The organism is Vibrio sp. 1978, assembly GCF_033344345.1.
The window spans coordinates 1-11,961 of record NZ_JAWPOP010000036.1 but is presented as its reverse complement, the minus strand read 5'-3'; the positions used below and the strand labels follow the sequence as shown (position 1 = coordinate 11,961).

7 protein-coding genes and 2 pseudogenes are annotated in these 11,961 nt (G+C 44.8%); 3 read left to right on the top strand and 6 right to left on the bottom strand.

Annotated elements, in window-relative coordinates; translation table 11 throughout:
- The 3 genes and pseudogenes from pstA to R8N49_RS22680 form a co-directional block, all read right to left on the bottom strand.
- Positions 1-1,377, bottom strand: a pseudogene (gene pstA, locus R8N49_RS22685) (phosphate ABC transporter permease PstA); the annotation flags it as partial.
- 65 nt (positions 1,378-1,442) lie between these two features.
- A pseudogene (locus R8N49_RS31050) lies at positions 1,443-1,674 on the bottom strand (phosphate ABC transporter, permease protein PstA); the annotation flags it as partial.
- 30 nt (positions 1,675-1,704) lie between these two features.
- Complete coding sequence (locus tag R8N49_RS22680; RefSeq protein ID WP_258489370.1) at positions 1,705-3,909, bottom strand: ABC transporter permease subunit; 2,205 nt, start codon at positions 3,907-3,909, stop codon at positions 1,705-1,707.
- 207 nt (positions 3,910-4,116) lie between these two features.
- On the opposite strand from R8N49_RS22680, the gene ppk1 reads away from it, so the two are divergent.
- Together ppk1 and ppx are read left to right on the top strand one after the other, a co-directional pair.
- The gene (ppk1, locus tag R8N49_RS22675; protein WP_005381748.1) at positions 4,117-6,207 is read left to right on the top strand and encodes a polyphosphate kinase 1; all 2,091 of its coding nucleotides are present in this window, start codon (positions 4,117-4,119) and stop codon (positions 6,205-6,207) included.
- Positions 6,191-7,696, top strand: coding sequence for an exopolyphosphatase (ppx, locus tag R8N49_RS22670; RefSeq protein WP_033905789.1), 1,506 nt, complete (start codon positions 6,191-6,193; stop codon positions 7,694-7,696). Before ppk1 ends, ppx begins: the two co-directional genes overlap by 17 nt.
- 34 nt (positions 7,697-7,730) lie before the next feature.
- Here the strand turns inward: ppx and R8N49_RS22665 are convergent, their stop codons facing one another.
- Genes R8N49_RS22665 through phoB form a run of 3 tightly spaced genes read right to left on the bottom strand, consistent with a single transcriptional unit; the run spans position 7,731 to position 10,718 of the window.
- Positions 7,731-8,690, bottom strand: a complete 960-nt coding sequence (locus R8N49_RS22665; protein ID WP_017821959.1) for a PstS family phosphate ABC transporter substrate-binding protein — start codon at positions 8,688-8,690, stop codon at positions 7,731-7,733.
- Positions 8,690-9,988, bottom strand: a complete 1,299-nt coding sequence (gene phoR, locus R8N49_RS22660) for a phosphate regulon sensor histidine kinase PhoR (protein WP_182016549.1) — start codon at positions 9,986-9,988, stop codon at positions 8,690-8,692. The genes R8N49_RS22665 and phoR overlap by 1 nt, the downstream gene beginning before the upstream one ends.
- A 40-nt stretch (positions 9,989-10,028) precedes the next feature.
- The gene (gene phoB, locus R8N49_RS22655) at positions 10,029-10,718 is read right to left on the bottom strand and encodes a phosphate regulon transcriptional regulator PhoB (RefSeq protein ID WP_005381752.1); all 690 of its coding nucleotides are present in this window, start codon (positions 10,716-10,718) and stop codon (positions 10,029-10,031) included.
- A gap of 224 nt (positions 10,719-10,942) precedes the next feature.
- Here phoB and rdgC point away from each other — a divergent pair, with 224 nt between their 5' ends.
- On the top strand, positions 10,943-11,857 hold the full coding sequence (gene rdgC, locus R8N49_RS22650) for a recombination-associated protein RdgC (protein ID WP_005381753.1): 915 nt from the start codon (positions 10,943-10,945) through the stop codon (positions 11,855-11,857).
- The last annotated feature ends 104 nt before the right edge of the window (positions 11,858-11,961 follow it).

Genomic DNA, 11,961 nt, shown 5'->3' with positions numbered 1-11,961 from the left:
TTAATCTTGTCCTAACGTTCTGTATTTTTCTCGTAAATTATTGCGAATACTGATTGCTGTTAAGTTTAGCCCGACAATCACTGTCACGAGTAGGAAAGAGGTGGCATAAACTAATGGTCGCGCCGCTTCGATGTTGGAGGTTTGAAAGCCAACATCGTAAATGTGAAAACCTAAATGCATGAACTTTCTATCCAAATGCACATAAGGGAATTGTCCGTCAACCGGTAAACTGGATGCCAATTTCACGACCCCCACCAGCATCAGTGGCGCTACTTCGCCAGCTGCACGCGCAATCGCAAGGATCAAACCTGTGATAATAGCTGGCGTTGCCATAGGCAAAACCACGCGCCATAGCGTTTCGAACTGAGTTGCACCAAGTGCCAGAGAGCCATGTCGTACTGAACTCGGAATACGAGTTAAACCTTCTTCTGTCGTCACAATCACAACTGGAAGCGTCAGCACGGCAAGAGTTAGTGCAGACCATAACAAACCCGGCGTACCAAAGGTTGGTGCCGGTAACTTTTCCGCATAGAATACGTTGTCGATAGAGGCACCAATCGTATAAACAAAGAAGCCTAAACCAAATACGCCATAAACAATCGATGGAACACCCGCTAGGTTTATAACCGCAATACGAATAACCCTGGTTAGAGCGTTATTCTTAGCGTATTCATGCAGATAGATAGCAGCGATCACCCCAAGTGGCATCACAATGATCGACATGATAAGTACTAAGAAAACCGTACCAAATATCGCAGGGAACACGCCTCCTTCAGAGTTCGACTCTCTTGGATCTTCAGATAAAAACTTCCAAACCTGTTTTCCCCAATGCATGACTTTATCAGGCAATGACATTTGGTTTGGATACCAGTAGTCCAAAATATCTTCGAGCGGAATCGATACTTGTGACCCCGTCATATCCTCGACAATCAAGGCATAGTCAGAGAGCTGAAGTCGTAAACCATCAAGTTGCAAATCTAACGTCGCAAGCGCTTTTTCTATCTGCTCTTTTTTCGTCTGGTTTTCGTTTAAGAAGCTTTCTGTCAGCATGTCATTCAATTCATGCTTGCGCTTTTCTAATCGCAACTGCTCTAGCTTCCAACCAAGCTCTTTAAGCTGATCGACCACCAAAGAATCAATCTCATGGCGCAGAGTTTCTGCATCATCAAGCTTTTTATTTAGTACCGATTGAATATCACTGGTGTATATATTATCACCATCTTGAAACGCCACCAGCTTACCAAAGAAATAACCACCGCTACTGCGCTCTATCACCGCCCACTCTTTTGGCATCGTGGGCTCATCCAACTGCATTTGCAATACGGAGATAAAATCGGCGGGATACAACTCTCGGTTAGCGATTTTGATACTGAGTCGCGTGGCAAAATCTTCATCGTCTTCTAACTGTTGTGCTGCGCTTTCAGGCAAATAACTCTTCGGTACAAAGCTGCGCTCATACACTTGACCAATCAGAATAGTATTTTCATGTAGCACTTCGCCTTGTACAGGAGTCAGCGCTGCAACATTCCACTGATACAAAGGCGCTGGCCAAAAGTAAGTCAGGCCTTTCCAGCCGATAAGGAGTAACAACCCTAATACCGACAACAAACTGATGCTGACTGCACCGCCTGTTAGCCATATCCACGGTGCGCCAGAACGAATCCAATTTAACACGTTATTACTCGCTCTTTATTCAAACCATTATTACAACGCACGGTACTTATCTCTCAGTCTCTGACGAACCCACTCCGCAAGCGCGTTTACTGCAAACGTAAACACAAATAAAATCAATGCAGCTAGGAACAGCAGGCGATAATGCGAACTTCCAACTTCCGACTCTGGCAACTCAACGGCGATGGTCGCCGACAGGCTGCGCAATCCTTCCAAAATATTCCAATCCATTAATGGCGTATTGCCCGTTGCCATTAACACAATCATGGTTTCGCCAACAGCGCGTCCCAGGCCCATCATAATGGCAGAAAAAATACCTGGGCTTGCAGTAAGCAAGACAACATAGATTAAAGTTTGCCAAGGCGTGGCCCCTAATGCCAAAGAGCCATCCGATAAATGCTTCGGTACAGAGAAAATGGCATCTTCGGCAATGGTAAAAATCGTCGGGATAACAGCAAACCCCATCGCTAACCCCACCACCAATGCATTGCGTTGATCGTAACCAATACCATGCTCGGTTAAGAATAAGCGCATATCGCCACCAAAGAACGTCTGCTCAATCGTAGGCGAAATCCACACTCCAAGCCCAATCAGTACCAATATGACAGGCATGAGCACTAAAGCATGCCAACCATTAGGCAGACGATTCCGCAAAGGTTGCGGTATTAATGCCCATAGCCCGCCCATAATCATGGTGCTCAAGGGCAAAACAAACAGCATAACGACGATCGTAATCAAATGATCTTCGACAATAGGCGCGAACCACAATCCCGCTAGGAAACCTATGATCACCGTCGGCAGTGCTTCCATTAGCTCAATCGACGGTTTTACTACACGACGCATGCGTGGCGACATAAAGTAAGCCGTATAAATAGCACCTAGCACTGCGAGCGGTACTGAAAACAGCATCGCAAACATCGCCGCTTTTATCGTTCCAAACGCAATAGGTACTAGGCTGAACTTAGCCTCAAAGTTATCGCTCGCCGAAGTCGATTGCCACACAAATTCAGGCTCAGGATACCCTTCGTACCACACTTCTTGCCATAATGAAGACAATGAAATTTCCGGATAGGCATTGTCCACTTCCGCAACATTTAACGCATTATTTTGCCAAGTGATTAAGTAGCGTTCATTGTTAGACATTGCTGCGATTGCGGGCGCTTGATTGTACGCACGCTTAAACAACACCAGTTTTTCACTGGTTGTATAATGGCTTTGCAGCGTGCCGTTGGTGTAAAAGCTATAAAATCCTTTTCGATGAGAATCCGGCAACAAATACTTAAGCTCTGATGCCAATTTAAAATCACGAATATGCGTTAACGTGCGTTTTTCTTCTTGCAGCGTATCAAACCATTGCGACACCCGACCATCGTTGTGCGTCACCAAAAGCGAGTAAGCACCAGCCAATAAGTCTATCGTACGAACGGAATGCTTCTTATCACCTTGAGTGAGATCGACCACCTCTCGCACAGCAAATTTACGTGCGGTTTTCTTTAACACGATCAACTCAGAGCCATCGCGCAAATAAAGCGTTTCACCGTCAGGTGTCAACAACATTTGCTGAGGCGTATTAAAGCCTGAAGAGAACGTAAAATCGATCGTTGTAGGAGGCGTACCCAAAGACGAAGCCACTTGCCAGCGAGCTTTCACTTCACCGCTTTGCGTCTGCCAAACAACCGTTGGTAAGGGCGTCGAAGCTGCAAATACAAACTGAGTCACAGGATCTTGAGGCGTACTTAGTGTCAGATCCATGCTGGTGTCTAGCTCAATCACTTCCGGAGGACGTGTATTTTCTCTAAATGTGGCATTAAATTCTGGCTTGAAAAGGTTCGCTTTACCCTGCCCATCAACAAATCCATACCAACCTAGCCCAGGAGCAGATTGAGAGAAAGCGACGGGTTTCTGGACTATTTGCTGTGTATACACCGCAGGTTTCGTAGGATCGTCCATCGACAAATATTGAATCTCACCACTTTGGGTTAGAACGAACGCGAGCTGAGCGTAATCATCCACTGAAATCGCAAGTGGTGTTTCAATATGAGTGGCTCGAATGGCTTGGTTGGTTTTGATCTCCGCATCAGAAAAAAGCGGAATGATCACCATGGCGAGGTAGACAAAGATCAAAATAAGCGCCGCGAGTACGCCGACACCACCGGATGTCACTGCAAGTCGAACTAAACGATCTTTTATCAGTCGTTTCTTATCTTTTTCCTGCAATGAAAACTCGGCTTGTGCCATTTAAATCTCTACCTTTTTTGACTTAGTACTAGAATATGTCGTTAAGATGACAATTATATTACAGATCACATTAAACACCTGAAAAGAATACAACTCTTATGCAATGCGTGGTATGAAATAAATCTGTAATGAAAATCTCATAATGTTCTCACTCATCCATTTTTCCAAGATGAGTACGTAATACTTCACTTTTGGCTAGGTAAGGTTATGAGCGCAGAAAAACTATATATAGAAAAAGAACTGAGTTGGTTGTCTTTCAACGAACGAGTATTACAAGAAGCTGCCGATAAAACCGTCCCTTTGATCGAACGTATTCGCTTTCTTGGGATCTTTTCCAACAATTTAGATGAATTTTACAAAGTACGCTTTGCGGACGTGAAGCGCAGAATCCTAATCAGCCAAGAGCGCGGTGGCAGTGATAGCCCTAAACGACTGTTAACCAAAATGCAGTCGAAAGCACTAAAGCTTAACGAACAATTTGATGAGCTTTACAGCGAGTTGATTCGAGAAATGGCGCGACGTCGCATTTTCTTGGTCAACGAGCAACAACTGGATGAATCGCAACAAAAGTGGATCGCGAAATACTTCCGTAGAGAGGTAATGCCGCATATCACTCCCCTCCTAATGAAAGACGAGATCGATGTTCTGCAATTTCTCAAAGACGAGTACGCTTACATCGCCGTAGAACTGCGTAAAGAAGAACATTACCAGTACGCTCTGATCGAAATTCCGACCGATCACCTTCCCCGCTTTGTGATGGTACCAGAACAGAAAGGAAAGCGTCGAAAAACCATCATCTTACTTGATAATATTATCCGCCACTGTTTGGACGAGCTGTTCAAAGGCTTTTTTGATTATGATGAGCTTAGCGGCTATGCGATGAAAATGACGCGTGACGCTGAATACGATTTACGCAATGAAATTGAGTACAGCTTGCTTGAACAAATGTCAGAGGGTGTCAATCAGCGACTGACAGCAAAGCCCGTTCGCTTCGTCTACGAACGCGATATGCCGCCTCAAATGTTAGAGTTTCTGTGTAACAAACTTAATATCTCTAACTACGATAACCTTATCCCCGGCGGACGCTATCACAACTTTAAAGACTTCATCGGCTTTCCAAATGTTGGACGAGAGTATCTTGAAAATAAACCTCTCCCGCCAATGAAATGTGCCGATTTCGAAGGTTATGCCAACAGCTTTGACGCGATTAAAGCGAAAGATATTCTGCTCTATTATCCCTACCACACTTTTGACCACATTAGTGAGTTAGTGCGCCAAGCCTCCTTCGATCCCAAAGTACTTAGTATCAAGATTAACATTTATCGCGTCGCGAAAGATTCTCGCTTGATGAACTCTTTAATTGATGCAGTGCACAACGGCAAAAATGTCACTGTGGTCGTCGAACTGCAAGCTCGCTTTGATGAAGAAGCCAATATCGAATGGTCAAAAGTATTAACCGAAGCGGGTGTGCACGTCATCTTTGGTGCGCCTGGTCTTAAGATTCACTCAAAGCTACTGATGATTAGCCGCCGCGAAGGTGAAGAAATTATTCGCTACGCACACATCGGCACAGGCAACTTCCATGAGAAGACGGCACGAATTTATACCGACTTCTCCCTGCTTACGGCAGATCAAGAAATCACTAATGAAGTCCGTAATGTCTTCGGTTACATTGAGAATCCATACCGACCAGTGAAGTTCAATCACCTTATGGTATCTCCTCGTAATTCTCGAACCCAAATCTACCGCTTAATCGATAATGAAATTGCGAATGCCAAGCTAGGGAAAAAAGCCGCTCTTACGATCAAGGTCAATAACCTAGTTGATAAAGGCATCGTCAATAAGCTTTATGGAGCAAGTACTTCCGGTGTAAAAATAAACATGATCATTCGAGGCATGTGCTCATTAGTACCGGGCATTGAGGGGATCAGCGACAATATTCGCATCATCAGTATTGTTGACCGCTTTCTTGAGCACCCTCGCGTGGTGATCACCCACAATGATGGCGATCCGCAAGTTTATATCTCCTCCGCAGACTGGATGACAAGAAATATTGATCACCGTATCGAGGTAGCAGTACCAGTCCGTGATCCACGTTTGAAACAGAGAATTATTGATATAACGAATATCCATTTTACCGATACAGTAAAGGCTCGTTTAATAGATAAAGAAATGAGTAACGCTTACGTACCACGAGGTAATCGCAAAAAAGTTCGCTCTCAAATCGCTATCTATGACTATCTTAAAAATATAGAAAAGCAAACTAGAAAACAAAATTCAGATGCCTCAAATACTTGAACAAGATACTCGCTACATTGCCGCGATAGACCTCGGCTCAAACAGTTTCCATATGGTGGTGGCCAAAGTTGTCGGCAGTGACCTACAACTGGTTAGTCGTCATAAACAACGTGTTCGCTTAGCATCAGGACTCGACAGTGAATTGAACTTAAGTCACGCCGCAATGGAGCGTGCGCTAGAATGCTTAGCCATGTTCGCTGAGAGGCTGCAAGGGCTTGATGAGTCAAATGTACGTATCGCCGCCACACACACACTAAGACGCGCTAAAAATGCCCACCTTTTCATTGAGCGTGCGAAAGAAGTGATGCCTTTCCCGATAGAAATTATCCCTGGAGAAGAAGAAGCCCGCCTGATTTACTTAGGCGTCGCGCACACTCAAGTAGAATCCAACTCCAAACTAGTCATCGATATCGGAGGCGGCAGTACCGAGATGATTATTGGACAAGAATTTGAGCCTGAGCTTCTCAACAGTAAACAGATGGGATGCGTCAGTTTTACAGAGCAATACTTTAAAAACGGCAAACTGTCAGGAAAAAACTTCAGCAAGGCGATGTTAGCGGCCGAACAAAAACTCGAGTCCATCGCTTCAACATATCGTAAAAAGGGCTGGGATATTGCTCTCGGCTCATCAGGAACCATCAAAGCGATTCAAGAAGTGCTAGTAGGATTAGGTTTTGAAGATGGCCTGATCACAGCGAGTCGACTGGATACACTTATCGAAACTCTGTGTAAATTTGATTCCATTGAAGATATTGAACTGGCGGGTCTAACAGAAGAACGTAAACCCGTATTCGCAGCAGGCGTAGCGATTTTGTCCGCGATTTTCAAAGCGCTTCGCATTGAGCAAATGTTTTTCTCCGATGGTGCTCTACGCGAAGGCCTGTTGTACGAAATGGAAGAGCGTTTTGCGCGCTCCGATATTCGTATGCGCACCACAGAAAATTTAGCCAACAAGCACCGGGTCGACTTAGAGCATGCCGCTCGTGTGAAGGGGCATGCACGTGAGATGTTATGTCAGGTACGCTCTGAACTAGGCATTAAGAAAAAGAGTGAGTTATTTGACTTACTAGAGTGGGCAGCGTTGCTTCATGAAGTCGGATTAAGTATCAACTTGCGTAGTTTCCATCGCCACTCTTTTTATATTCTGTTGCACTCCACCCTACAAGGCTTCAACCGTGAGCAGCAATTAGTGCTCGCAACATTAGCTCGCTTCCAGCGTAAAGCGCTCAAATTGCAAGAACTACCAGATTTCAATCTCTATAAACAGAGTGACGTTATAAGCCTCATCAAAATATTACGACTTTCTATCGTATTAAATGGGCAGCGTAATGAAGATCCATTGCCTGATATCACCTTATCTATCAAAAATGACGAATGGATTCTCACCTGCACAGATGAAGCATGGCTAGAAAACAATAAATTACTTCACGCGGATTTACAGGAAGAACAAGAACGTTGGGACAGCGCGAAGTGGACACTCACTTTCTGATCTCGTACTCTTCATACCTAAATAAAAAGTCGGCTTACAGGCCGACTTTTTTTAACTCTTCTTCTGCAAAGTCTGCCGTAATGGGCACATAACCATCTTTCTCAACCAACGCTTGTCCCTGAGCAGAAAAGATAAAGCGAATAAACTCAGCTTCAATTGGTGTTAATGGGTAATCAGGATGCTTATTCACGTAAACATATAAGTAACGTGATAGTGGGTACTTACCGCTAACAATATGTTCTCGCGTTGGAGTCACATAGTCATTTCCCATTTTAGCTACAGGGACTAAGCGCACGCCTGCCACTCGATAACCGACACCGGAATAACCAATTCCACTGATGGTTGACGCTACAGCTTGCACAACTGACGCGGAGCCTGGCTGCTCGTTAACTCGGGTCTTGAAATCGCCGCCACACAAGGCATTGCTTTTGAAGTAACCGTAAGTTCCAGAAACGGAGTTACGACCAAACAACTGGACGTTTCGCTTTGCCCACTGTGATTCAAGACCGAGTTGCTGCCAGTTTGTGACAAATTGACTTTCACCACAGCGCAGCGTGGCAGAAAACAAAGCATCTAACTGACTAAAGTTAAGCCCTTGAATTGGATTATCTTGATGAACAAAAATACCGATTGCATCGATGGCGACCCTGAGCGCAGTTGGCTTGTAGCCATGTTCACGTTCAAACGCTTCAACCTCTCTTAAACGCATAGGGCGGCTCATGGGACCAAACTGAGCTGTTTGTTCGGTCAATGCTGGGGGGGCAGTAGAAGAGCCAGATGCTTGGACTTGCGCATTAATATTCGGGTAAATGGATTTAAACTCTTCAACCCAAAGCGTTGTCATACCCGCAAGTGTATCGGAGCCAACAGAGAGCAAGTTCCCGACAATCCCCGTCGTTTTATGATAACTCGGCAATGGTTTATCTTGAGCGCCAGCCATACAGGAACAAACAAGCGCGAATAAACTGAATGTTTTTGCCAATCGTAACGCCATTATTTCACCACCAAACGCTCAGGCAATACGAAAGAAAACTTACTGCCCACGCCTACTTCACTGTGAATTTCTAAATGAGAGTCATGGTGACTCAGCGCGTGTTTTACAATGGCTAGCCCTAAACCACTTCCTCCAGTATCACGTGATCTTGCTTTATCTACTCGATAAAAACGCTCGGTAAGTCGGTGTAGGTGCTGAGGTTCAATACCATCACCGCTATCTTCCACCTCTAAGCATGCGCCTTGAGAGGTCTGGAACCAACGAACATTAATGTTCGCACCAGGTGGTGTGTATTTGACGGCGTTATAAACGAGGTTAGAGATAGCACTACGTAACTGGTCATCATCGCCCAACACGCGTAGGCTTGCATCAACATCAAATTTCAATTTATGTTGGTTTTCCCCACTAAGGCTAACCGCCTCTTTTTCTAACACTTCAAGCATCGCGGGCACATTCACGACTTCCTCAAGCTCATGCATAGGTGCCGCTTCAATTTTAGATAGTGTCAGTAGTTGGTTCACCAAACTGTTCATGCGGTTAAGCTGCTCCGTCATGACACCATGAGCTTTGCTCCACATTGGACCCACGACCATATCAGGGTCTTCTGTCATCTCAAGATAACCTTGTAGCACCGTCATTGGTGTACGCAGTTCATGAGATACGTTGGCAAAGAAGTTGCGACGCATTCCCTCAAGTTGTTTTAACTGGCTAACATCACGCACCACCATCAAATGTTCACCTTCGGTATACGGTACGATACGTAGTTCTAGCATGCGTTCGACATTGAGTGGTGAACGCATTTCTAATGGCTCTGAAAAGTCTTTCTTGTTGAGGTACTTGATAAAATCAGGTGTACGAATGAGATTGGAGATAGGTTGACCTGAATCTTCTGGCCAATGGAAGCCCAGTAAGTGCTGAGCCAGCTTGTTGCACCAAACAATATTTCCTTCAGCACGGAATACCACTACCGCATCGGGTAGCGATTCTGCACCATTTCGGAATCGACGAATAAGATTAGTAAGTTCTTTTCGTTTGCGGCGTTGGCGCTGTTGTAAGCGATACAACCCATTGAACAAAGATTCCCAGTTACCGCTACCTGACGGTGGCGTGAGGCGTTTTTCATCCCATAACCAAGAAGATAAACGTACTTGGTTATGCAAATGCCACACAAGCTGCAATGCCGTAGCAGCCAAAAGCAACCACGGCATATAACCGAATATCCAACCTACTATCACCCATGGGGTGTAAAAAAAAGCCAGCTCCCAGGCCAGCTTTTTCCACGTTAATCTTTCAACCACTCATAACTCCAGAAATGGTACCGATAAGCTGCGTGTTAATTTATGCTTTCGTCGAGAAGCGGTATCCAGCACCACGAACAGTTTGGATCAGCTTATCATGCCCTGCAGCTTCCAATGCTTTACGCAGGCGGCGAATGTGAACATCGACCGTACGGTCTTCGACATACACGTTAGTGCCCCAAACATTGTTTAATAGCTGCTCACGGCTGTATACGCGTTCTTGATGCGTCATGAAAAAATGAAGCATCTTAAATTCTGTTGGACCCATGTCTAATGGCGCATCATTAGCCGTAACACGGTGCGATACAGGGTCAAGCTTCAATCCCTGTACATCAATTACATCTTCTAGTGCAGTCGGGGTAACGCGACGAATCACCGCTTTTAAGCGTGCAACCAACTCTTTAGGAGAGAATGGCTTGGTAATGTAGTCATCCGCACCGACTTCTAAACCGCGCACTTTATCTTCTTCTTCACCACGAGCGGTAAGCATCACAACTGGAATGTTGCGCGTTAATTCCTCTCGCTTCATATGTTTGATGAAGTTAATGCCACTACCGCCTGGTAACATCCAATCCAGTAAAACTAAATCAGGGAAGGGTTCAGCCAGTTTGGTTACTGCAGTATCATAATCTTCCGCTTCTACCGCTTGGTAACCTTTCTGCTCAAGTACGAAGCACAGCATTTCGCGAATAGGAGCTTCGTCTTCAACAACCAGAATCCTTCTAGACATAATTGAGTAACCTTATGTTCGTTGAGCTAATGAATTTAAGAGACAAAGCGCCTCTCTATGCATAAGCATTATCACTACCAATTATGACACTTTTGTGACCTTTGAAAACAAATTTTCATATAACTTTCTTTTGAGGTTCATTCGGATATTTTTCATTTCTATTAAGACATCAGCACAAAAATTCCCTATGATTAGTCCCTTGTCATCAAGCCTAGAGAAGATTTATGTGGTTTAAAAACTGTCTGGTATACCGCGTTAACCGCGAGGTTACTTTTAACGCCGAACAACTAGAAACTCAGCTGTCTGAATTCCGATTCACCCCGTGTGGCAGTCAAGACAAACAGAAATTTGGCTGGGTCAGTGCAATGGGTAGACATGGCGATATGATGACTCACGTGTCAGAAAACCGCATTCTGATTTGCGCCAAGAAAGAAGAGAAAATGCTACCTGCCTCTGTGATCAAAGAATCATTGAATGCAAAAGTAGAAGCAATGGAAGCGCAAGAAGGTCGTCCTCTGAAGAAGAAAGAGAAAGACAACCTGAAAGATGACATCGTAATGGATTTACTGCCGCGCGCATTCAGCCGCAGCAGCCACACTCACGTGCTCATCATGCCAAAAGAAGGTTTTATCCTTGTTGATGCAAGCAGCTATAAAAAAGCAGAAGATGTATTAGCATTGCTTCGTAAAACCATGGGTAGTCTACCTGTTGTTCCTGCTATTCCAGAAGTGGCGATTGAAACTACGCTAACCGAGTGGGTGAAAAGCGGTGACACACCTCAAGGTATCAGCATGATGGACGAAGCTGAGCTAAAATCCGTACTTGAAGAAGGTGGTGTGATTCGCTGTAAGAAGCAAGAGCTAACCACTGATGAAATCCGCAACCACATCGCTGCGGATAAAGTCGTGACGAAACTTGCGCTTAATTGGCAAGATCGTATTGAGTTCATTATGACGGAAGATGCGGGCATCAAACGTCTAAAATTCTCTGATGAATTGAAAGATCAAAACGATGATATTCCACGTGAAGATCAAGCAGCTCGATTTGATGCAGACTTCTCTCTAATGTGTGGAGAGTTCAGTGCTTTCCTTCCCAACCTATACGACGCGCTAGGCGGCTTACCGAATCCTAACGCATAATATTGTATAAAGGTTAACCATAACGCCCTAATGCCGATCAGTTAAGACTTTAATCGGCAGATCAGTTGAATGATCCTACCAACATGTAACAATCCGATAGACCC

Bases quoted from the DNA above. Each gene is read 5' to 3' on its own strand.
- R8N49_RS22680 (WP_258489370.1), bottom strand. From the start codon at position 3,909: ATGGCACAAGCCGAGTTTTCATTGCAGGAAAAAGATAAGAAACGACTG.
- ppk1 (WP_005381748.1), top strand. From the start codon at position 4,117: ATGAGCGCAGAAAAACTATATATAGAAAAAGAACTGAGTTGGTTGTCT.
- ppx (WP_033905789.1), top strand. From the start codon at position 6,191: ATGCCTCAAATACTTGAACAAGATACTCGCTACATTGCCGCGATAGAC.
- R8N49_RS22665 (WP_017821959.1), bottom strand. From the start codon at position 8,690: ATGGCGTTACGATTGGCAAAAACATTCAGTTTATTCGCGCTTGTTTGT.
- phoB (WP_005381752.1), bottom strand. From the start codon at position 10,718: ATGTCTAGAAGGATTCTGGTTGTTGAAGACGAAGCTCCTATTCGCGAA.
- rdgC (WP_005381753.1), top strand. From the start codon at position 10,943: ATGTGGTTTAAAAACTGTCTGGTATACCGCGTTAACCGCGAGGTTACT.